Origin of the sequence: Bacillus sp. (in: firmicutes) (assembly GCF_031983925.1) — a bacterium.
In the GTDB taxonomy this organism is placed as follows: domain Bacteria; phylum Bacillota; class Bacilli; order Bacillales; family Bacillaceae_G; genus Bacillus_A; species Bacillus_A pacificus.
This window is the reverse complement of the sequence record NZ_DALYZR010000002.1, coordinates 808,750-830,607: the sequence shown is the minus strand read 5'-3', so window position 1 is coordinate 830,607 and position 21,858 is coordinate 808,750. Positions and strand designations below refer to the sequence as shown.

The following is a 21,858-nucleotide window of genomic DNA, read 5'->3' as shown; positions in this document are numbered from 1 at the left end:
GGGCTTTTTAAGTTAGAAAATGATTCGCCGTAACATAAAAGAGTCCACCGTTAATAATTTGTACTGTAATGCGGGGTTCATATTGTTCTTGCAGTGCTTGTTTTTCAATTTCATAGCTTTCAGGAAGTTCATCACTTTCTTCATAAAAACGATTTAAAAGGTCCAAATCGTGATTCCAGCGCACTCTTGCTTCTTTCGCCCACGTATGGTCATCTTCTGCAATAATATTTTTTAAAGCATCCTCTATGCGTTGTAAACCACTTTGCGGTTTAATAATAGGCGAGAGCGTAAAACAAAAGTCAGGTATTTTCGGTGTAAGTTTAATTTTAGTTAATGTTTCATGAAAGTTTGCAATCATTGTGCCAGAAATAAGATGAATGCCAATCGAATGAAGAATATCTTTTTTTCGATCACATTGATAGGAAACTTTTATATTTACACCGAGCCACGGATGGAGCGGTGTATGCGTTGCTCCGCTATGCCGTATTTCTTCATATAAACGTATGTAAGAACCTAATTCTTTTGTCGTTTGAAAAATTTGATGAAGGCGTGGGGAACCGTAGTGGATAAGCTCACCATCGTTTTCTTCATTTTCTGGATTTGTAATAAGAGTAAGGCGCATCGGATTCGGTACGCCTCCTGTTTTTTCAAGATAGTGCCAATAAAAAGGGCGATTCATTAATAATTTATCCATTTCAATTGTTAACTGCACATCTAATAAATGAGGAGAACGTTCTAAAATTTCACAGTTATTTGCCTCAAAGAAATTGTATAAGTAATTATGAATTTCATGTTGCTGCATAGCCTTGCACCTCAGCTTCATTTCGCTTCGCAAAGTCGATAATAGATGTTAAGTTTTCCATCTTAATTCGGATTTCTCCTTCGCTTTTTGATTGCGCAAATATTTCTTGAATGTGTGCGTCGATGTTTTTCATATTAATTCTCGTTAAAATTTCATCAAGTTCACCGATCACACGCTCAAATAAATTAATTTTTTCATATAACAGTTTCAAAATATGTTCTTCCACAGTGTGTTTTGTAGCTAAGTTATAAATATGAACATCATTCTTTTGACCAAGGCGGTGAATACGTCCGATTCTTTGTTCAAGGCGCATTGGGTTCCATGGTAAATCGTAATTGATCATATGGCTACAAAATTGTAAGTTAATTCCTTCACCACCAGCTTCCGTTGCGATTAGCACTTGCGCATGATTTTGGAAAAGTTCCTTCATCCAATCTTTCTTTCCCCGTTTAAATCCGCCGCGGAATGGGACAGAAGAAATACCGTGCTGTTGTAAAAACCATTGTAAGTACATTTGTGACGCTCGGTATTCTGTGAAAATGACGACTTTATCGTCAATTTCTTTTATAAGCTCTAGCGCTTTATTTGCTTTTGAGTTAAAAGGAATACGGTTAATTTTGTCCATTAGCACATCAATATGCGGATCTTTTACGTAATTCTCATTTTCCTTCTGTCGTTTTTCTACATGTTTTTTTAATGAATAGTAAACGGCCTCGCGACTACTACACGCTTCCCGTTTTAAAGTTAATGATGAGAAAGCAGATGTGAAGGCGTCTTGTCCTCGCCAATTTTCGATATCATTATATAGAGCTTGCTCTTCTTCATTAAACTCAACAAAAATTGTACGTACATGTCTCTTTGGCCAATCAATCCCGGTATTATGACGCCGATTTCGGACCATTACTTTGTTAATAAGAGCTTTTAAATCTTCATCAGATTCGGCTGAACGATTTTTTGAAGCATAATATTCTTCAAAATTGGATTGATTGCCTAAGTGTCCTGGTTTTAATAAAGAAACGAGGTTGAAAATTTCATCAATCTTATTTTGGACAGGAGTAGCGGTTAATAATAAACAAAATTTCTTTTTTAATCGCTGTGCAAATTCATAGTTTTTTGTTTTATTATTTTTAAGTTTATGTGCTTCATCGATAATAATAAGGTCATATTCTAAGTTCAAAACGATATCACGATGTGGTGAACGTTTTGCAGTATCAATTGATGATACAATCACATCGGCTTGTTCCCACGAGTAGCTTTTCTTTTGAGCTACAGCTGGAATGAAAAACTTTGTATTTAATTCGTATGCCCATTGTGATACGAGAGAGGCTGGAACGAGTATAAGTACTTTTTTCACAAGGCCGCGGACCATATATTCTTTTAAAATAAGTCCAGCTTCAATCGTTTTTCCAAGTCCTACTTCATCTGCTAGAATCGCTTTACCATTCATTTGTTCAATAACATTTTGAGCGACTTCTAATTGATGAGGAAGTGGTGTGAAATGGGATAAATGTTTCGGTGCTTGTAATCCATCAAAAGTAGGAACAAGTAATGATTTTTCTGTTTCATAAGCTAAATGATATAAATCCCAGTTTGTCCAAGGACCATCTTCATCAATTCTATTTAAAAAATTGTTTTGCCACGTTCGATCTATGGAAATATCGACATTCATTACGACTCTCCCACCTTTTATAAACTAAAGTAATTATGAAAAAATCTTTAATATATAAGCCTTATAAAAAGGCGCTATTACACTTACTGAAAGGTAAACAATAAGTAAAGATAAAGGACTAAATCTTAAAAACTGTATGTAATAAGATTAAGCGTAAAAAATTCTAAATTATTTTTTATGCTAGAATATTGATGAAATATAGCGAATAATGTTAGGATAATGGTGTGAAATGTGTGGAATCTTTCGTATTTTATCCAAGAAAGTGATTTTTTATTTACGCTTTCATAAAAAAATATAATGAGATTCCGTATATCCTATCTTTTCAGAGTGAAAATGTTTAGATAAGGGAAACAACTTTTATTGATTTGTCAGAGCATAAGGGGGAGAGAGCATGATTACATTACAACGTACACCGTTATTTGATGTATACGCGAAGTATGGTGGGAAAACAATCGACTTCGGTGGTTGGGAGTTACCAGTTCAATTTTCAAGCATTAAAGAAGAACATGAAGCTGTACGTACAGCGGCAGGTTTGTTCGATGTGTCTCATATGGGAGAAGTTGAGGTAAAAGGTGTAGATAGTTTAGCATTTTTACAACGTGTTGTTACAAATGACGTATCTACCTTAAAGGTAGGGGGCGCACAATATACAGCAATGTGCTACGAAAATGGTGGTACAGTAGATGATTTATTAATCTACAAACGTGGTGAAGAAGACTATTTATTAGTTATCAACGCATCAAATATCGAGAAAGATTACGAATGGTTAGCTAGCCATGTAATTGGCGATGCGACAGTAGTCAATGTTTCTAGTGAAGTTGCACAGCTTGCAATTCAAGGACCAAAAGCAGAAGGCATTTTACAAAAAGTTGTGTCAGAAGATTTGAAAGAAATTAAGTTCTTTAAATTTAAAAACGATATTCTTGTAGATGGAATTCCAGCACTTGTATCTCGTACAGGTTATACAGGTGAAGATGGATTTGAAATTTACTGTAAGAGTGAAGATGCTGCAAAACTTTGGGAGAAACTTCTTGAAGTTGGAGCAGAAGAGGGCTTAAAACCATGTGGTTTAGGTGCTCGTGATACACTTCGTTTCGAAGCAACATTACCACTTTACGGTCAAGAATTATCAAAAGATATTACACCGGTTGAAGCTGGAATTGGCTTTGCGGTAAAACCAAATAAAGAAGCAGACTTCTTTGGGAAAGCGACTTTAAAAGAGCAAAAAGAAAACGGTGCGCCTCGTAAGTTAGTCGGCATCGAAGTAATCGAACGTGGAATTCCTCGTACGCATTACCCTGTATTTATTGGAGAAGAAAAAATCGGGGAAGTAACGAGTGGTACACAATCTCCAACGTTAAAGAAAAGCATTGGTTTAGCACTAATTGATGTAAAATACGCAGCAGTTGATACAGAAGTAGAAATTGAAATTCGTAATAAACGCGTCAAAGCAGTAGTTGTTCCAACACCATTTTATAAACGTTCAAAGTAACGGGGAGAGGGGTAGATTTCATGTTGCATCGTTATCTTCCAATGACAGAAGAAGACAAAAAAGAAATGTTACAAACGATCGGCGTTCAAACGATCGATGAGTTATTCTCTGATATTCCAGAGAGTGTTCGTTTTAAAGGGGATTTAAAAATTAAAGAAGCAAAATCAGAGTCAGAGCTTTTAAAAGAGTTATCTCAAATGGCTAGTAAAAATGCTAACTTAAAAGAGTACGCTTCTTTCTTAGGAGCAGGCGTATACGACCATTACGCTCCAGTAATCGTAGATCATGTTATCTCTCGCTCAGAATTTTATACAGCTTACACGCCATACCAACCGGAAATTTCACAAGGGGAATTACAAGCAATTTTTGAATTCCAAACAATGATTTGTGAATTAACAGGAATGGATGTAGCAAACTCTTCTATGTACGACGGAGGTACAGCTTTAGCTGAAGCGGCAATGCTAGCAGCTGGCCATACTCGTAAAAAGAAAATTCTTGTATCTAGCGCAGTTCATCCAGAATCAAGAGCTGTACTTGAAACATATGCAAAAGGTCAACACCTTGAAGTTGTTGAAATTAATCATAAAGATGGTGTAACAGATTTAGACGTATTACAAAGTGAAGTAGATGATACAGTTGCTTGTGTAATCGTTCAATATCCAAACTTCTTCGGACAAGTTGAAAAATTAGCTGATATTGAAAAAATCGTTCATCAACAAAAATCATTATTTATCGTTTCTTCAAATCCATTATCATTAGGCGCATTAACACCACCAGGAAAATTTGGTGCTGATATTGTCATCGGTGATGCACAACCATTTGGTATCCCAACGCAGTTTGGTGGACCACACTGTGGTTACTTTGCAACGACGAAAGCATTCATGCGTAAAATTCCAGGACGTCTTGTCGGACAAACTGTAGATTCAGATGGTAAACGTGGATTTGTATTAACGTTACAAGCACGTGAACAGCATATTCGCCGTGACAAAGCGACATCTAACATTTGTTCAAACCAAGCGTTAAATGCATTAGCAGCATCAGTTGCAATGACGGCACTTGGTAAACAAGGTGTGAAAGAAATGGCACGCCAAAACATTTCTAAAGCACAATATGCAAAACGTCAATTTGAAGCGAAAGGCTTCACAGTTACATTTGCTGGACCATTCTTCAATGAGTTCGTTGTAGATTGCAAGCGCCCAGTGAAAGAAGTAAACGATGCATTATTACAAAAGAATATTATCGGCGGTTACGACCTAGGCCGTGATTATAAAGAGCATGAGAACCATATGCTTGTAGCAGTAACTGAGCTTCGTACAAAAGAGGAAATTGACACACTTGTAAACGAAATGGGGGCTATCCAATGAAGAACCAAGACCAAGCACTTATCTTTGAAGTAAGTAAAGAAGGACGCATAGGATATAGCCTACCAAAATTAGATGTAGAAGAAGTGAAACTAGAAGATGTATTTGAGAGCGATTATATTCGAGTAGAAGATGCAGAGCTACCAGAAGTATCTGAACTTGATATTATGCGCCACTATACAGCACTTTCAAACCGTAACCACGGTGTTGATTCTGGTTTCTATCCACTTGGATCTTGTACGATGAAATATAATCCGAAAATTAATGAGAGTGTAGCTCGTTTCGCAGGATTTGCAAATATTCATCCGTTGCAAGATGAAAAGACAGTACAAGGTGCAATGGAATTAATGTACGATTTACAAGAGCATTTAATTGAAATTACAGGTATGGATACTGTTACATTACAACCAGCAGCTGGTGCACACGGAGAATGGACAGGCTTAATGTTAATTCGTGCATACCATGAAGCAAATGGTGACTTTAACCGTACGAAAGTAATTGTTCCTGACTCTGCTCACGGAACGAATCCAGCATCTGCAACTGTAGCTGGTTTTGAAACAATTACGGTAAAATCAAATGAACATGGTCTTGTTGACTTAGAAGACTTAAAACGTGTTGTAAATGAAGAAACAGCAGCACTTATGTTAACAAACCCTAATACATTAGGTTTATTCGAAGAAAATATTTTAGAAATGGCAGAAATCGTCCATAACGCAGGCGGTAAATTATACTATGATGGTGCAAACTTAAATGCAGTATTAAGCCAGGCGCGCCCAGGAGATATGGGATTTGACGTTGTGCATTTAAACCTTCATAAAACATTTACAGGTCCTCACGGCGGCGGTGGCCCAGGTTCTGGTCCAGTAGGTGTGAAAGCTGATTTAATTCCGTACTTACCAAAACCAATTTTAGAGAAAACGGAAGATGGCTATCGCTTTAACTATGATCGTCCAGAGGCAATTGGGCGCGTAAAACCATTCTACGGTAACTTCGGAATTAACGTTCGTGCATACACATACATTCGTTCTATGGGTCCAGATGGCTTGCGTGCAGTAACGGAGTACGCGGTATTAAATGCGAACTATATGATGAGAAGATTAGCACCATTCTATGATCTTCCATTCGATAGACATTGTAAGCATGAGTTTGTATTATCAGGTCGTCGTCAAAAGAAACTTGGTGTACGTACATTAGATATCGCAAAACGTCTGCTTGATTTCGGTTACCATCCACCAACAATTTACTTCCCATTAAATGTGGAAGAATGTATTATGATTGAGCCGACAGAAACAGAATCAAAAGAAACATTAGACGGTTTCATTGATAAGATGATTCAAATCGCTAAAGAAGTAGAAGAAAATCCAGAAGTTGTACAAGAAGCACCTCATACAACAGTCATTAAACGTTTAGACGAAACGATGGCTGCACGTAAACCAGTTTTACGTTATGAAAAGCCAGCTCCTGTACAAGTTTGATTAGAATAACAAAAAAGAACTCGCTGCGGCGGGTTCTTTTTTGTATGGAGAATTTGTGCAGAAGTGGTGAAGAAAATGTTAAAAATTTATATTTTTTGTTTCATAATGGTGTAAAGAAGCAGTTTTATAGGTGATTTTGTTGAAAAAGTCAGTTTGATAAAAGTATTTATTTTTGTTAGAATTTTATTGAAATTAAGAAGATGTGATGAGGCAAAAATTACTCATTTTTATGTATATGTGAAAAAACGAGCAAGACGGGGGTGAAAGTGTGGGATATCGATGTTATAGAATGGTATACCATTTAGAAAATGGAGAAACAATTAAAGATGTAAAAGAATTTTGCTATCGAGACCAAGGAAAAGTGTTAGAAAGAGTAGCGCATCGTGTAATGGATAATAGAGAAGTGACGGCAATTGATAAGCAAGGAACGATCATTTCAATAGCATGTGAGGACATTGTAAAGGTGGAACTTGATTACATAACAGAAAGTTAACCTTGAGTCATATCGAATTATTCGATAAAATATACTGTTGAATGGTGAAGTGAGAAGAGAGGAGTTTATCATGGGTAGTACAAGACACTTTTATATGTTTATCTTAGCGTTTGTTCTTGTTGTGGCATTAACGATTTATTTAATTGTTGATAGCACTTGGTACAACACAGTTCATCCGGCGTTCCTTCTGTTTATGTATGTAGGAATTGCGGTAGTGAGTTTCGGAATGAGAGATGAGATGTTAGATCGCTTTGAAAAGTGATACATATACGAAAGACCAACAGGAAAATGTTGGTCTTTTTTTCTTGCCAAAAATAGGATGCTGTGTATATACTGTATATATAAGGTATATACAGTATATACACACTGGAGGAAAACATGAATATTATTATTTCGAATTCTTCCCAAGACCCTATTTATGTACAAATAAGAAAACAATTAAGCCAGCTTATTTTAAATGGTGGTTTAAAGGGTGGAGACCAATTACCGTCTATTCGTAGCTTAGCGAAGGAATTGCAAATTAGTGTAATTACAACGAAGCGTGCGTACGAGGAGCTTGAGAAAGAAGGATATATAGAAACTGTTGCTGGGAAGGGGACTTATGTTTCACGTAAAAATAATGAACTATTAAAAGAACAGCGGCTTCGCCTGTTGGAAAGTAAAGCGGAAGAGATTGTGAATGAAAGTAAAGCGTTACAGCTTTCACTTGAAGATTTACAGCAGATGATAGCGTGTTTATATGAGGGGGAATAAGAGATGTTAGAGTTAAAAAACGTATGTAAAAGCTATGAAGATTTTGCAGTGAAAAATATAAGTTTTACATTACCACGCGGATATATTATGGGATTTGTCGGACCGAATGGAGCCGGGAAAAGTACGACGATTAAAATGATTATGAATTTAATTAGAAAAGATAGTGGAGATATAAAAATTTTTGGCAAGGACAATAAGAAAGCCGAAAAGGAAATAAAACAAAATATCGGCTTTGTATATGATGAAAATCATTATTACGAAGATTTAACGTGTGAACAAATGAAGCGTATTATTGCACCGTTATATAAAAAGTGGGATGAAGAGCAGTATCAATCGTATATGCATAGATTGCAAGTTCCGAAGTATAAAAAAATTAAAGAACTATCAAAAGGGATGAAAATGAAATTTGCGATTGCCATCGCGCTCTCGCACCACGCAGAATTTATCATCATGGATGAACCAACAGCAGGATTAGATCCAGTTGTTCGAAGTGAATTACTTGATATGTTGCAAGAAATTGTAATGGAAGATGAAGTATCCGTATTATTCTCAACGCACATTACAACAGATTTAGAGCGCATTGCAGATTATATTACGTTTATCAACGATGGAGAAATTATATTTACTGGTGAAAAAGAAGACTTAATGGAGAACTACGTAATCGTAAAAGGAAGTAATGATTTATTAGATCGAGAAGGAAAAGAACTATTTGTTGGATTACGAAAAAATAAATTTGGTTTTGAAGGTTTAGCGAAGGATAAACAAGCAATTATTGACTGGTTTGGAAATGAGGTTGTACTAGAAAAGCCTACATTAGATGATATTATCGTTTACACCGCGAAAGGGAGAAGTGCTTATGCGTCAGCTCGTATATAAAGATTTGTTCTTTTTTCGGGTAACTTGGTTAGTAAATCTTGTTGTCCCCCTTGTATTATTTATGTTAGATCCAGGTGGTGAATTGTTATTTTCGATGAGTTGTCTATTTATAACTCTTTCTTCTGTTATGACACTAATCTTTATGGATGAAAGAAATAAAAGTGACATTGTGATAAATAGTTTACCGGTAAGTCGAAAGGATATCATTATTGCTAGATATATTTCCTGTGCAATATTCATTGTAGGCAGCATATTCTCTACGATGTTAGTTGTTTTTCTTATAAGAGGCATTGTAGTTATTGGTGATATCGGTGCATATCATCCTAATCTATACATTGAAATTCCATGGTATGAAGTCATAAATGGAGCTGTTTACGCTGTATTTTTTGTTGTGACATTTTTCCAAGTTATTATGTTACAAAGTCAAAGATAGCACGAAGTATAGTATCAGGAGTATCAATGGCAGTTGGTGGGATTGCTTGGATATTTATAGGGGATGGACTGAATGAAACAACGTCATCATTCAGTAATTGGATTATGAATCTTTCGAACATTTTCTTGCTTATAGTTTGGGCGGTTATATTAGTTAGTGTGTATATCGCCTCTATGTTTCTTACAATTAAAATTTACGGAGCACGTGATTTATAGAGAGGGGAATTTAGATGCAGCAATTGATTTTGAAGGAGTTTTTCTTACAGAAGAAGATGTTTCCTTTTTATTTTTTTATACCTATTTTATCCGTTTTTAAAAATTCCGTAGAACCAATGGGGATTGCAATCGGATTATTTATAACATGTAGTACGATTATATATATTTCTTTTTATTATGACGAGAAAAGTAAAGCAGAAAAAGTATTAGTGAGTTTGCCTATAACGAGACAAGAGATAGTTATAGCTAAATATATTTCAAGCACAGTATTTATTATGGGTGGTTTGAGTGTAACTATTATAGTCATAATATTAAAAAATATTTTGTTGGACGGGGATATAGTTATGCCTGGATATGCAGTGTTTTCAGCAATAGTAGCAACTTTGATTTATTGTGTAGTAACGATACCTGCTAATTACATTGGAGGATATAAAGCTATTACTGTCTTGAATTTAATTATGCTTTTTCCTTTAATGGGTATGATTGGTCTTATGTGCAATGTTTTTGGTGATAAAATAATTATGTTAAAAGTACTTCAATCTGAAGATGCTACGCTAGCAATGGGTGTTCTTGGAATCGGAGTGTTAGTAAGCATATTCATATCAATGATTCTCTCAATGAAAATGTTTCAGGAGGTAGAGTTATAGAAGGGACATTTTCATATTAGGAGGTGTAATACATGATCAAGCAACTAGTTTTAAAAGATATGATGTTGCAAAGAAAGTTAGGGTTTGTTTATCTTATATGTTTCTTGTTCCTACTCATTGTTGATTTTCGCAGTGATAGTTTTTTGATGACATTTAGCATGTTTGTACCTGCTCTTGGCATAATACTCTCAATGAGTTATGAGGGGAAAAATAAAAGTGAAACGATAGTAAATAGTTTACCGTTTGAGCGTAAAGATATTGTAATAGGGAAATACATATTTGTAAGTATTTTAGTTGCTCTAGGTGGATGTTTCTCACTAGTGGTTGGTTTCATACAGTTACAAAATGAACATATGACTGGATTTATGCTGTGGGGACAAATTCTCGGTGGTATAACAGGTGGGGTTGTTTGTAGCATAATTGTACTTCCGATTGAATTCTCAGTAGGATATAGCAGTGCCAAACAAATTGCTCCGTTCGCCGGACTTGCATTGGGGTATTTAAGTGGACTGATTGTCAGTAACGTCTGGTTAGATGTAGAGAACGCTTGGAGCACGAGTCTAGTCGTAAATATTTGTTTTATAGCAGGGCTCATTCTTTTGTATGTTATGTCCATGTTTTTCTCAATTCATTTGTACAATGAACGTGATCTGTGAGAGGAGGAAAATAGCGTTGAAACAACTAATTTTAAAAGATTTTATCATTCAATGGAAGTTTTTAATTTGGTACATACTGTATCCTGTTTTCTTTTATATGGCCTTAACAGATACGGAAAATCTGTTCATAATTATGTCCGTAATTATTACAATTGGAGCAACAGTAAAAACATTTGAAGCAGATAGTAAAAATGAGAGTGAAGTCATAGTAAATAGTTTACCAATATTAAAAAAACAAATTGTGTATGCGAAATATATAGTAGCAATTATTATTCTTTTTATAAGCGTAACGGTCGGTTGTTTTACGATGGGAATGAAGAATGGGGTTAACCTATTTGAATTTATTGAAACGACAATGGTTGCTAGTATTAGCTTTATTTTAGTGTATTTAAGCTTTGTTCTACCAATATCCTTTTGGTTAGGGTATAAGAAAACTATTTTTATTACGATAGTAATATTCATGGCACCGATAGTTGTTTTAGAAGCTTTGTTTCAAATCAACTTGGAACAAATTCAACTATATAATAACGTGTTATTCATTAGTTCCATATGCATGTTCATAGTATCTATCTTCGTTTCAGTGAAATTGTATGAGAAGAAAGAATTTTAAAAGGTGCCCTATAAAAGGCACCTTCTTCAATAACGACAATAGGAAAGTAAAAGTTTATAAACAGAGAGATTACTCGGTACAACATCTTTCGGAGTATGTAATATAAAGCTGAAAACGATAACGAGAATGAGAAAGAGGAAAAATAAAAATAGGATCTGCTTATGTACGGAATTTTGCATATTATTCACTCCTTTTTTAGGTAGTATGTCCAAAAGAAAGGAGTGTATGAAACATTTTAGGAGGGGAGAATGATGAACAAAAGAAAATGGTTATATAGAATAGGGGTATTTTTCGTTTCAATCGGTCTCATATTAGCAAATGTTTATTCAGATATACCACCGTTATTTCCTAGTTTGCATAAAGGGGTTGGTATAAGTATTGTCATAGTTGGTCTATTTTGTCTTATCACATCAAACTTCTACAGAAAGTCTGAATGAATATAAAAAAGGACAGTTACTCTTTTTCAGAAGAACTGTCCTTTTTAAATAACTTATTCCATAGCTTGGCGATACTCCATATAATGACAAGTGCAATGGAGGCAATAATGGACCAAACGATTGATATTATTTCAAGTGTCATGTTAGGAAGGAATGTGAGAATGGATACTATTTTATGAAACAATGATTCTATTATGTGAAAACTGATTTGTAATAGAACGACGATACTAAGCGTGATCCATGCTAACAGTTGCTTCCCTTTTTCTTTCAACATGACATTCACCTCACGTTAGCTTAATAGTTTTAAGCCAACAGCGCCGCATAGAATGCAGCTTAAGAAAGCAAGACGACGCCAATCCGCTGATTCGCGGAAAATAAGGATGCCTAGAAGTGCACTTCCGGCAGTTCCAATTCCAGTCCAAATCGCGTAAGCAGTTCCCATCGGTAATGTGTTCATCGCTAGGGATAAGAAGAAGAAGCTTACGCCGAAGTTAGCGATTAAAATAACTTTTGGTGCCCAGCCTTTCTTTTCAGTGGCTACTTTCATAAAGAGTACACCAATAATTTCACAAATACCAGCTAAAATTAAAAATACCCAAGCCATTTTATGCGGCCTCCTTCGCTTCTTTTTCTTCTGTTACTCGTTTTAAACCAATTACGCCGAAGAAGATTAAACCAATTAATAATACTTTTACGATAGAGAATGGCTCTCCGAAAACGAAAATTTCTGTAAGAACGATTCCACCAGCTCCAATTCCAGTGAAGACTGCGTATACAGTACCAACAGGTAAATCTTTATAAGCTCTAAATAATAAGACGAAACTAATTGTAATTAATAACGCGACACCAGCCCATTCAAGTGGAGCCTCCGCGTGTTTTAATCCAATTACCCAAAAGATTTCAATAATACCAGCTAAGATTACATAAATCCATGCCATATGTCATTTCTCCTTCCTACCAGTCGTTAGGTAAAGGGCTTAAAAACGACGCATTGCAAAGGAGCAATCCGTCAGTTTGAAAGTCCACGCCAAAATACTTTCCAAGAAGCGTCTAAACGTGTCTCAAAACGATTTAAACCTGCGTATAGTAGTTCAACCATAAGACCGTCAAGTAAGCATAGAAAAGCCTCTAAGGCGTCTTTTACTTCAATGTTATGCAACTCATCTTGTTCGCTTGCTCTTTTAAATACAGGGAATAAAAGTTTTCCGACGTTTTCAATGTGTACATTTGCTTTATTAATAATTTGTTCGCGAAATGCATCAGGCGGAAAATAAGAAGTTCGTAACCAAAACATTGATTCTTCACTTTCACCAAATCGTTTTGCATAGCCCTTTAGTAGCTGTAAGAGCAATTCTTCAGTAGACGAATTTGAAAACTTTTCGATATCGCCTGTGAAGCTCTGTAAGTCTTTTTGAAGAGCGGATTCTAAGCATATAAAATATAGCTCTTCTTTTCCTTTAAAGTGTGCGTAAATTGATGGTTTTTTAATCCCGACTTCTTGAGCAATATTTGCTAATGAAGTTCCTTCGTAGCCGTAGCGTGCGAAATGAGAAAGTGCTACAGCTTTAATGCGGTTTGCTGTCATTTTCATCCCCTACCTACCGTTCGTTAGGTTCATTATATGCAAGTAAAAATATAAAGTCAATAGGTGAAGAGCTGAAAAAGAGCGCTATAGGTAACGCTCTTATTAGACAGTATCTCGTTCAATTAAATGGAATGAAAGCTCTTTTGCGTTCCCGATAATTTGCTCGCTTTGGATTTGTTTATGGAATAAAGAAAACGCATGTGAGCCCATTTCGAGACCGGGATGTTCAATTGTTGAAATTTCTAACGCCTTTGAAATTTCATGATTATCAAATCCGAGGATAGCAAGGTCTTCGGGTATTCGAAGACCTTGCTTGCGAGCCTCTGTTAATAAACCAGCTGCAACTTGATCGTTCGCTGTAAAAATAGCAGTTGGACGATTTTTCATGTTTAAAATACGATGGAGTATTTGTGCACCGTCTTGCATTGTATAGCATTGATGAAAAATCCATTCGGGATGTAACGTTTTGCCTTCGTTACGAAGTGTATCAGCAAACGCTTTTTCACGTTCCATAGAATTTACACTTGTTTTTCTTGCTAAACAAATCCCGATTTTTTCATGTCCTTTATTGAGTAAATAGGCGGTGCCGAGACGGAAGCCTTCATAATGATCCACGTAGACAGATGAAATAAGGGGGTGCTTCATTTTTTCGCATGAAATAATAGGAGCAAATTTTGCGAAAGGTTCAATTTGTTCCCATGAACTCGTTCGAGAGCAAATAATCATCCCGTCGAATTGTTTCATTTTCATCATTTCAAGAACACGAATTTCTTCGATACTATCGTAATTCGTTTGACATAAATTAATGTGATATCCAGCTGCTAACGCTTCGTTGCCGATACCTTCAATAATGGTACTGAAGTATGGAAGGTTAATGAAAGGGAGCATAACACCGATTGTATATGTTTTTCCCTTTATTAAATGAATAGCATTTATATTTTTCGCATAGTTCAATTCTTCAACAGCATCTAGAACACGCTTACGTTTTTCTTCTTTTACGTAAGGGTGATTATTTAGGACGCGGGAAACAGTTGATATGGATACACCAGCGGTTTTTGCAATTTGTTTTATATTGGCCATATGTATCACCTCTCTCCTTATTATAAAGGGAAAATAATAAGAATGAAAAAATCTTGACCTGAAAAGCTTTTCACAAACTATGTTATAAATAGGACTTCTGTTATTCGCGTAACCTTTTTATTCGGGCGTGAGAATGATAGGGGTCTTTTTTGCGTTTATAAAAGAAGTTTTGTCAAAATGTGTGAGAATAACGTGGAAAGTTTTCAAATGAAAAACTAGCTGAATCATTCAGCTAGTTTTTGTATGTTATTATTTCTTTTTAATTTTTCCAGTCCACGTTTTGAATCCACCTTGTAATTGGTAGAAATCTTTGTAGCCTTGTTTCTTTAAGTATTGAGCCGCACGACCAGTACGGAATCCGCTTTGGCAGTATAAGTAAACTGGTTGATCTTTACGAAGTTCTTTATGACGAAGGCGAATTTGTGATAACGGAATGTTACGTGCGCCTAAAATATGCCCTGCAGTATATTCGTCTGCTTCGCGAATATCGATAAGCTGTGCTTTACGGTAGCCAGCGCGAAACTCTTCTTCTGAAAGTGTTGTAATTAATTTCTTCTGATAGAAATACATCCATACAGTGTAACCGATGAACGCTACGATTACGGCTAATAAAATAATCCAAGTTGTTGACACGATTCTATCGCTCCCTTTTTTCTTATCCTACTTTCAATATTATAATGCCCATATGTATTTATGCAACAGATTCATTTGTATATAAGAAGAAATTTCGTATTCTTTCACAAATTTTGTCGAATTTGGTAGACTAGAGAATGTGAAAAATAATTGGTTATATGAGGTGCAGGATGGGAAAAGAAAAATGGTGTTATATTAACTCTGGTCAATGTTCACCGGCATTTAATATGGCGTTAGATGAATGTTTATTAAATTGGCAAAGTGAAAAGAAAATGCCACCAACTATTCGCTTTTATGAATGGGAAGTACCAACATTAACAGTCGGGTATTTCCAGCGCGTTGAAAAAGATATTAATATGGATGTAGTTAACGAAAAGAAATATGGATTCGTTCGTCGTCAAACAGGCGGCAGGGGTGTACTACATGATAAAGAATTAACGTACAGTGTTATTGTGTCTGAAGATCATCCAAATATGCCAAAAACAGTTACAGAAGCGTATCGTGTTATTTCGCAAGGTTTATTAGATGGTTTTAAAGCATTAGGGTTAGAAGCGTATTATGCAGTTCCAAAAACAGAAGCAGATCGTGAAAATTTGAAAAATCCACGCTCAGGCGTATGTTTTGATGCACCGTCTTGGTATGAAATTGTAGTAGAAGGAAGAAAAATCGCAGGTAGTGCGCAAACACGTCAAAAAGGTGTTATTTTACAGCACGGGTCGATTCCATTAGAAATAGATTTAGATGAGTTGTATGATCTGTTTTTATTCCCGAATGAACGTGTGAAAGAACGCATGAAGAGTATGTTCTCTTCTAAAGCGGTAGCAATTAATGAATTAACAGACCGTACGTTTACAATCGAGCAGTTAATTAAAGCGTTTGAGGTTGGGTTTGAAAAAGGATTAGATGTAGAGCTTGTTCCGTATGAATTAACAGAAGAACAATTACATGAAGTGCAAACGTTAGCAAAAGAAAAGTATGAAAGTAAAGAATGGAATTATAAAAAATAAGAGGTGGCAATTGCCGCCTCTTATTTTTTTATAGTAAATTAAGTACTTTTTCTACTTTGATTCCTTTATCTTGTAAAGAACGAAGGCGATTGACAACGTCCATAATTTCTTTGTCAAATGTAACGCTAATACCTTGGCTTTGTAGTTCTTCTTTTAAGCCTTCAATAGAATCATCTATGTCGATGCCAAGCTCGTAATCTTGACAAACTTCAATTGTCTTTTTCACGAGTTTCACATAATTTTCTTGTAGTTTTGAATTTGTTTCAGTCAAAGCAGGTTGCTTCGGTTTTGCAGGCGCGACCGGTGCTGTCTCTTGCTTTGTAACCGGAGTTGGTACTTCTCGTTTCACAGGTGCTGGAGTAGATAATTCTACAGCTGCTTCTACACTTACTGGCTTCGGTGTCGGTGCCGGAGTAGGCTTAGGTGTTGGTGCTGTAGCAGGTGTTTCCACACGTGTAACAGTCTTTGGAGCAGGTGTAACTGCTTTTGGAGCTTCTACAATTACTTCTTTTTTCGGAGTAGCTTCTACAACTGTTTCTTCTTGTTCAGCAGCCTCTTTATTTTCTTTACTCCACATAACGCGTTCTATTTCTAGAGAAACATTATTTTTGTTCATCGCTGTTAATGTAACTTTACCAACTTCAGCGTTTCCAGTGAAATCAACAATTTTATAAATAACACTCTTGTTCCAATCCACGTTTCCGCTCAAAAATAATTCTTCGTTACATTTCGGCGTTAAGCCCTCGATTTTAATTTCTGCGTTTACACCGTTTTCACTATATACCATAATTAGCGAAGCACTTACATCTTCGTCTGCTAACATTAGTTCACGTACCATTTTGCCGGTGCGTACTTGCGTTTTCTTCTTAACTGACATCTAATTTCTCCTCTCAAAAATTCAGTAATAATAAAAAAATCGTATAACGAAAAATAATTGCTCACGAAGATTTATGATACCGATAATAAAAGCATCACGTCAACAATTAACTTTAATTATTTTGCATTTTTCTTATTTTCTTTATGAAATTTTTCAATTTGTAAAATTAGACAGAAGAAAAACAGCCTTTTGAAGGGCTGTTAAAATTTAGATGTTTTATATAAAAATTTGTATAAAATATAAAAAGAAAGTGTAACAAGGGCACCTTGCAAAATAGACAAATTATAAAATAAGTATGGGCGTGTTTTGAAAAATACGTTTGAAAAAACTGATAAGATAAAAGGTATAAATACTGATAATAAGAGGAGTACTTTTTGTTTCCAGGAAACCATTATTGTAAAAGAAAAACGTCTAAATAAAGAAAAAGTTATGAAAGCGCCAATTGCTAAAACAATAGCAGATAATATTGTTCCAGGAATACTAAATGGGATTCCTGAAGTGTTTGTATTTGAAAATAATTTTTGCATAAGAGTAGTGAATGTATCGTATCCAATTTGAACAGATAATAATAAACTAACTGCAAACCCAATAACGGCAGCTTGTTGGAAAGAATTTTGATGTTCCGAAGACTTAATTAATTCATCGCAGTACGCTTTTAAATCTTCTCCGAAAATGTCATGTGCAGTTTTACCGTCTTCTTGCGCTTCTAAAAGATGATCCAATATTTCTAAAAGTAATTCTTCCATTTGTTTTTGTGGAACGCTAGTAAGGCGTAAATAAATAAGCATATCACCATAAGCAGCTTCGTTTTCAGCTGTTAATAACTTTCTTTTTTCATTGTTTAACTGAACCATTTCTTTTTCGGTCATCGTATCATTACTCCTTTTTAAAGTCTAAATATTCTCTTTTGAAGAAGATTTTGTATAGTGCATAGCAAGAGATAGCCAGTAAAGCGCCAATCCAAGGTGAGATTTGCAATGTAGTATAGGGCTGTTTAATAAATAAAAAGGAAATACCGATTAATAGTATCCATAGGCTATGGCGTATGAAAAATCCTCCAATATGCATCCAAATAGTTGTTTTATTTTTAAATAAATCAGTATTTATAAAATCGAAAACAAAACGTATCATAAGATGTACGGACAATATAAATGCAAGCAGATAAATGAAATCGATGTGTACAAATTTAAAACGTGCTTCATTTGAAAATAAGGGAAATACCAATGCAATTACGGAAGAAACAGCAAAATATATTGCTAATAAATAACTAGTTATAAATAAAGGAATCGATAATTGTTCCCATAAACTTGGCTTAGGTAGGGCAGCAATTAGTTCATCGCAGTATGCCTGTAAGTCATCGCCGAACATATCATAAGCATTTTTTTCTTCTTGCTGCCCTTCAATAAGGTGATCTAGAATTTCAATTAGCAATTCTTCCGCATGGTATTCTGGCACTTTAGCTAAGCGGATGTATATTAACATGTCGCTATAGGCGTTTTCATTTTCTGTAGTTAATAATTTACGCTTTTGGTTATTTAGTTCGATTAAATCTTTCGCTTCCATCCTCATCACTCCCCCTGTAATAAATTGTTCACCGTTGTTGAAACCATTCCCCAACTTTGTTTAAATTCTTCAAGCTGTTCTAATCCTTTATCCGTTACGTGATAATATTTTCTCTTTGGGCCAAGTGAGGAGGCTTTTAATGTTCCTTCAATCAATTTCTCTTTTTGCATACGTAACAATAACGGATATATGCTTCCTTCACTTACGAATGTAAATCCGTGTTTATTTAATTTTGTACTCAGTTCATATCCGTACACTTCTTCTTGTGAAATGATGTATAGGATGCAACCTTCGAGCACACCTTTTAACATTTGGCTGTGCATGATTTCACCACCTTTTACTCAGGTAACTTGCTGTGCAAGGTAGCTGTTATCCAAATTATAACATTCAGTAACTTGCAACGCAAGTTACTGAAGTGGAAAACTTTAATGCGTGTTAATTTTTCATCGTTTCCCATACTAACGAGAGGAGGGAAGCATATGAAACCATTTATGCCAAAACTCGTTTACTTTGAACCGAAGGCACTGGAATATCCACTTGGAAAAGAGCTGTATGAGAAGTTTACGAAGATGGGACTAGAGATTCGTGAAACGACATCCCATAATCAAATTAGAAATTTGCCGGGTGAAAATGATTTGCAAAAGTATCGTAATGCAAAGGCAACGCTTGTCGTTGGGGTGAGGAAGACATTAAAGTTTGATACGTCAAAGCCGTCAGCTGAATATGCAATTCCGCTCGCAACAGGATGTATGGGACATTGTCATTATTGTTACTTGCAAACGACACTTGGGAGTAAGCCTTACGTTCGCGTGTATGTGAATCTTGATGAAATATTTGAGAAGGCACAGCAATATATGGATGAAAGAGCACCTGAAATAACAAGGTTTGAAGCTGCTTGTACATCAGATATCGTTGGGATCGATCATTTAACACATGCATTAAAGCGCGCGATCGAATTCATTGGAGAAAGTGAGCATGGGCGTTTACGTTTCGTTACGAAATATTCGCACGTTGATCATTTGTTAGATGCAAAACATAACGGGAAAACTCGTTTCAGGTTTAGTATTAATTCACGGTATGTAATTAAAAATTTTGAGCCAGGGACGTCACCGTTTGAAGAACGAATTGAAGCGGCTCGTAAAGTAGCAGGCGCGGGTTATCCGCTTGGTTTTATAGTTGCGCCGCTTTATATGCATGAAGGATGGGAAGAAGGATATCGTGAACTATTTGAGCGACTGTATAATGCATTAAAAGATTTGTCGATACCGAATTTAACATTTGAATTAATTCAACATCGCTTTACAAAACCTGCAAAAAAGGTCATACAAGAGCGTTATCCGAATACAAAGCTTGAAATGGATGAAGAGAAGCGAAAATATAAATGGGGACGGTACGGCATTGGGAAATACGTATATAAAAAAGATGACGCAGCAGTATTAGAAGAAACAATAAGAGGTTATATACATGAGTTTTTTCCTGATGCAGAAATACAATACTTCACTTAAGAGGAGTCTGTATGCAAATACAGATTCTTTTTGTTTTATATATTTAGGCTTGTTTTCAACTTGTCACGTTATTCTTTCTGGTGTATCATTTTATTGATTGCTTCGTACGGAATGAGCAAAATGAAATTGGATGGAGGAAACCGATGCCTACCCCTAGTATGGAAGATTATATTGAACAAATTTATTTGTTGATTGATGAAAAGGGTTATGCCCGCGTATCTGATATTGCTGAAGCGCTTAGTGTACATCCATCCTCTGTAACAAAAATGGTGCAAAAATTAGACAAAGATGAATATCTAATTTATGAAAAATATAGAGGGCTTGTATTAACATCAAAAGGTAAAAAAATCGGAGAACGTCTCGTATATCGTCATGAATTGTTAGAGCAATTTATGCGTATTATCGGTGTGGATGAAAGTAAGATTTACAATGATGTAGAAGGAATTGAACATCATTTAAGCTGGGAAGCAATTGATCGCATTGGTGATTTAGTGCAATACTTTGAACAAGATGAGGTTCGAGTGGAAACACTTCGTGGCGTTCAAAAAGCAAATGAAGAGAAAAGTAATTAAGGGGAACGTAAGTCGTTTCCTTTTTTATTTCAATCGAAAAGGATGGGAGAATTATGAAAGCAATTATTTTTGATTTTGATGGATTAATTGTGGACACAGAAACAATATGGTTTCACTCTTTCAGAGACGCCGTTCGTGAGTACGGTGGGGAGTTACCTTTAGAAGAATTTGCAAAGTGTATTGGAACGACAGATGATGTACTGTATGCATATTTAAATGAGCAATTAAAAGAGAAGTTTAACAAGCATGCATTAAAAGAAAAAGTGAAAATTTTACATAAAGAAAAAATGAAAACACCAGAAGCTCGTGACGGGGTAAAAGAATACTTACAAGAAGCGAAAGAAATGGGATTAAAAATCGCGTTAGCATCTAGTTCATCTAGAGAATGGGTGATTCCTTTTTTAGAAGAGCTACAAATTCGAGATTATTTTGAAGTTATTAAAACGAGAGAAGATGTTGAAAAGGTAAAACCAGATCCAGCACTTTATCAAATTGCGATAGAAGATTTAGGGATTGATCCGTCTGAGGCTGTTGTATTTGAAGACTCGTTAAACGGATTGAAAGCAGCGATTGCAGCAGGGTTAACGTGCGTCGTTGTACCTAATGATGTGACACGTAATTTACCATTTGCAAATCATCATCTTCGAATTGAAAGTATGAAAGATAAAAGCTTGAAAGAAGTACTGCAAAATATAAAGAAAGACCGTATTTCCTAAAAGGAAGCACGGTCTTTCTTTTTGTTTTTTTTACCTTCAATGACAGTTAAATGAGATTGTTTTCTTTTTCGCTTTAAAGAAGAAAGATTCCCTTTTTTCCCTTTGTCATTAGAAGCGTTTGATTTAAAGAAAGAATTGCTTAGGGGTGCTACGTTTTGTTTCCCGTGTTTGCGGCTCGATTGTTTTGCAGCACGCTTATATGAGCTTTGCGAATTTGCTGAACCGCTAGAGTTTGTAAACATTTTGTAGAGTAAATAAAAGATACCAACGACAGCCAACATGATACCAATATTTCTTAACACTCCCATTGGATCTGTAATGACAGATGAAACAAGGCCGAATATTGCTAATCCGATAATAAGCACAAATATAGCGAAAGTAAACGAACGACCGTTCATAAG

General features: G+C 35.5%; 28 protein-coding genes and 1 pseudogene. 16 read left to right on the top strand and 13 right to left on the bottom strand.

From position 1 onward, the window contains the following. Positions 1 to 7: 7 nt before the first annotated feature. Both RTP99_RS10335 and RTP99_RS10330 read right to left on the bottom strand, forming a co-directional pair. On the bottom strand, positions 8 to 802 hold the full coding sequence (locus RTP99_RS10335; RefSeq protein WP_001183968.1) for a YqhG family protein: 795 nt from the start codon (positions 800 to 802) through the stop codon (positions 8 to 10). Next, entirely contained in the window at positions 789 to 2,471 is a 1,683-nt protein-coding gene (locus RTP99_RS10330; protein WP_001100019.1) for a DEAD/DEAH box helicase, read from the bottom strand. Before RTP99_RS10330 ends, RTP99_RS10335 begins: the two co-directional genes overlap by 14 nt. A 391-nt stretch (positions 2,472 to 2,862) precedes the next feature. Here RTP99_RS10330 and gcvT point away from each other — a divergent pair, with 391 nt between their 5' ends. From gcvT to RTP99_RS10270, 12 genes and pseudogenes are all read left to right on the top strand, one after another. Continuing rightward, entirely contained in the window at positions 2,863 to 3,963 is a 1,101-nt protein-coding gene (gene gcvT, locus RTP99_RS10325; RefSeq protein ID WP_000631772.1) for a glycine cleavage system aminomethyltransferase GcvT, read from the top strand. Between the two features lie 20 nt (positions 3,964 to 3,983). Then, the gene (gcvPA, locus tag RTP99_RS10320) at positions 3,984 to 5,327 is read left to right on the top strand and encodes an aminomethyl-transferring glycine dehydrogenase subunit 1 (protein ID WP_000903247.1); all 1,344 of its coding nucleotides are present in this window, start codon (positions 3,984 to 3,986) and stop codon (positions 5,325 to 5,327) included. Continuing rightward, a complete protein-coding gene (gene gcvPB, locus RTP99_RS10315) occupies positions 5,324 to 6,799 on the top strand; it encodes an aminomethyl-transferring glycine dehydrogenase subunit 2 (protein ID WP_000795696.1) in 1,476 nt (491 codons plus the stop codon). Before gcvPA ends, gcvPB begins: the two co-directional genes overlap by 4 nt. Positions 6,800 to 7,088: 289 nt before the next feature. Then, the gene (locus tag RTP99_RS10310; RefSeq protein WP_000262495.1) at positions 7,089 to 7,292 is read left to right on the top strand and encodes a DUF3929 family protein; all 204 of its coding nucleotides are present in this window, start codon (positions 7,089 to 7,091) and stop codon (positions 7,290 to 7,292) included. Between the two features lie 70 nt (positions 7,293 to 7,362). After that, positions 7,363 to 7,554 carry a hypothetical protein gene (locus RTP99_RS10305; RefSeq protein ID WP_000535935.1) on the top strand — a complete coding sequence of 64 codons (192 nt, stop codon included), beginning with the start codon at positions 7,363 to 7,365 and terminating at the stop codon, positions 7,552 to 7,554. 116 nt (positions 7,555 to 7,670) lie between these two features. Beyond that, complete coding sequence (locus RTP99_RS10300; protein ID WP_001021351.1) at positions 7,671 to 8,045, top strand: GntR family transcriptional regulator; 375 nt, start codon at positions 7,671 to 7,673, stop codon at positions 8,043 to 8,045. Between the two features lie 3 nt (positions 8,046 to 8,048). Next, positions 8,049 to 8,921: an ABC transporter ATP-binding protein gene (locus tag RTP99_RS10295; RefSeq protein WP_000891297.1), complete on the top strand. Its 873-nt coding sequence runs from the start codon at positions 8,049 to 8,051 to the stop codon at positions 8,919 to 8,921. Further along, positions 8,902 to 9,569 (top strand): annotated as a pseudogene (locus RTP99_RS10290) (ABC-2 transporter permease). The gene RTP99_RS10295 and the pseudogene RTP99_RS10290 overlap by 20 nt, the downstream one beginning before the upstream one ends. A gap of 14 nt (positions 9,570 to 9,583) precedes the next feature. Further along, a complete protein-coding gene (locus RTP99_RS10285) occupies positions 9,584 to 10,216 on the top strand; it encodes an ABC-2 transporter permease (RefSeq protein WP_001186545.1) in 633 nt (210 codons plus the stop codon). Between the two features lie 32 nt (positions 10,217 to 10,248). Further along, positions 10,249 to 10,872 carry an ABC-2 transporter permease gene (locus RTP99_RS10280; protein WP_000595366.1) on the top strand — a complete coding sequence of 208 codons (624 nt, stop codon included), beginning with the start codon at positions 10,249 to 10,251 and terminating at the stop codon, positions 10,870 to 10,872. Next, positions 10,856 to 11,482, top strand: coding sequence for an ABC-2 transporter permease (locus tag RTP99_RS10275; RefSeq protein WP_041184494.1), 627 nt, complete (start codon positions 10,856 to 10,858; stop codon positions 11,480 to 11,482). Before RTP99_RS10280 ends, RTP99_RS10275 begins: the two co-directional genes overlap by 17 nt. A 248-nt stretch (positions 11,483 to 11,730) precedes the next feature. Further along, complete coding sequence (locus RTP99_RS10270) at positions 11,731 to 11,919, top strand: hypothetical protein (protein ID WP_041184700.1); 189 nt, start codon at positions 11,731 to 11,733, stop codon at positions 11,917 to 11,919. Between the two features lie 16 nt (positions 11,920 to 11,935). On the opposite strand, the gene RTP99_RS10265 is transcribed toward RTP99_RS10270, so the two are convergent. The 6 genes from RTP99_RS10265 to RTP99_RS10240 form a co-directional block, all read right to left on the bottom strand. Further along, positions 11,936 to 12,193, bottom strand: a complete 258-nt coding sequence (locus tag RTP99_RS10265; protein ID WP_000910584.1) for a DUF3975 family protein — start codon at positions 12,191 to 12,193, stop codon at positions 11,936 to 11,938. Positions 12,194 to 12,208: 15 nt separating this feature from the next. Further along, positions 12,209 to 12,523 (bottom strand): DMT family transporter, encoded by a 315-nt coding sequence (locus tag RTP99_RS10260; RefSeq protein WP_000312623.1) that lies wholly within the window; start codon positions 12,521 to 12,523, stop codon positions 12,209 to 12,211. A 1-nt stretch (position 12,524) separates the two neighbouring features. Continuing rightward, on the bottom strand, positions 12,525 to 12,857 hold the full coding sequence (locus RTP99_RS10255) for a DMT family transporter (protein WP_000312349.1): 333 nt from the start codon (positions 12,855 to 12,857) through the stop codon (positions 12,525 to 12,527). Positions 12,858 to 12,928: 71 nt separating this feature from the next. Then, complete coding sequence (locus RTP99_RS10250; protein ID WP_003267456.1) at positions 12,929 to 13,510, bottom strand: TetR/AcrR family transcriptional regulator; 582 nt, start codon at positions 13,508 to 13,510, stop codon at positions 12,929 to 12,931. A 96-nt stretch (positions 13,511 to 13,606) separates the two neighbouring features. Next, on the bottom strand, positions 13,607 to 14,584 hold the full coding sequence (locus RTP99_RS10245; protein WP_001273961.1) for a LacI family DNA-binding transcriptional regulator: 978 nt from the start codon (positions 14,582 to 14,584) through the stop codon (positions 13,607 to 13,609). A gap of 249 nt (positions 14,585 to 14,833) precedes the next feature. Continuing rightward, positions 14,834 to 15,217 carry a rhodanese-like domain-containing protein gene (locus RTP99_RS10240; RefSeq protein WP_000108655.1) on the bottom strand — a complete coding sequence of 128 codons (384 nt, stop codon included), beginning with the start codon at positions 15,215 to 15,217 and terminating at the stop codon, positions 14,834 to 14,836. Positions 15,218 to 15,387: 170 nt separating this feature from the next. Here RTP99_RS10240 and RTP99_RS10235 point away from each other — a divergent pair, with 170 nt between their 5' ends. Next, complete coding sequence (locus RTP99_RS10235; RefSeq protein WP_000514079.1) at positions 15,388 to 16,224, top strand: lipoate--protein ligase family protein; 837 nt, start codon at positions 15,388 to 15,390, stop codon at positions 16,222 to 16,224. Between the two features lie 28 nt (positions 16,225 to 16,252). Here RTP99_RS10235 and RTP99_RS10230 read toward each other — a convergent pair whose 3' ends face one another. The 4 genes from RTP99_RS10230 to RTP99_RS10215 form a co-directional block, all read right to left on the bottom strand. Then, complete coding sequence (locus RTP99_RS10230) at positions 16,253 to 17,101, bottom strand: hypothetical protein (protein WP_000111937.1); 849 nt, start codon at positions 17,099 to 17,101, stop codon at positions 16,253 to 16,255. 200 nt (positions 17,102 to 17,301) lie between these two features. Continuing rightward, positions 17,302 to 17,970 (bottom strand): DUF1129 family protein, encoded by a 669-nt coding sequence (locus RTP99_RS10225; RefSeq protein ID WP_000136526.1) that lies wholly within the window; start codon positions 17,968 to 17,970, stop codon positions 17,302 to 17,304. A 7-nt stretch (positions 17,971 to 17,977) separates the two neighbouring features. Then, positions 17,978 to 18,664 (bottom strand): DUF1129 domain-containing protein, encoded by a 687-nt coding sequence (locus tag RTP99_RS10220; protein ID WP_011040658.1) that lies wholly within the window; start codon positions 18,662 to 18,664, stop codon positions 17,978 to 17,980. Positions 18,665 to 18,669: 5 nt separating this feature from the next. Then, on the bottom strand, positions 18,670 to 18,987 hold the full coding sequence (locus RTP99_RS10215) for a PadR family transcriptional regulator (RefSeq protein WP_000556083.1): 318 nt from the start codon (positions 18,985 to 18,987) through the stop codon (positions 18,670 to 18,672). Positions 18,988 to 19,143: 156 nt separating this feature from the next. Between RTP99_RS10215 and splB the strand changes: the two genes are divergently transcribed. The 3 genes from splB (at position 19,144) to RTP99_RS10200 (ending at position 21,457) form a co-directional block, all read left to right on the top strand. Further along, a complete protein-coding gene (splB, locus tag RTP99_RS10210) occupies positions 19,144 to 20,169 on the top strand; it encodes a spore photoproduct lyase (protein WP_000802119.1) in 1,026 nt (341 codons plus the stop codon). A gap of 143 nt (positions 20,170 to 20,312) precedes the next feature. Then, positions 20,313 to 20,741 carry a transcriptional regulator MntR gene (gene mntR / locus RTP99_RS10205; protein WP_001143076.1) on the top strand — a complete coding sequence of 143 codons (429 nt, stop codon included), beginning with the start codon at positions 20,313 to 20,315 and terminating at the stop codon, positions 20,739 to 20,741. Between the two features lie 53 nt (positions 20,742 to 20,794). Further along, positions 20,795 to 21,457, top strand: coding sequence for an HAD family hydrolase (locus tag RTP99_RS10200; protein WP_000643921.1), 663 nt, complete (start codon positions 20,795 to 20,797; stop codon positions 21,455 to 21,457). On the opposite strand, the gene RTP99_RS10195 is transcribed toward RTP99_RS10200, so the two are convergent. Then, entirely contained in the window at positions 21,454 to 21,855 is a 402-nt protein-coding gene (locus tag RTP99_RS10195) for an SA1362 family protein (RefSeq protein ID WP_001014446.1), read from the bottom strand. The genes RTP99_RS10200 and RTP99_RS10195 overlap by 4 nt on opposite strands. Between the last annotated feature and the right edge of the window lie 3 nt (positions 21,856 to 21,858).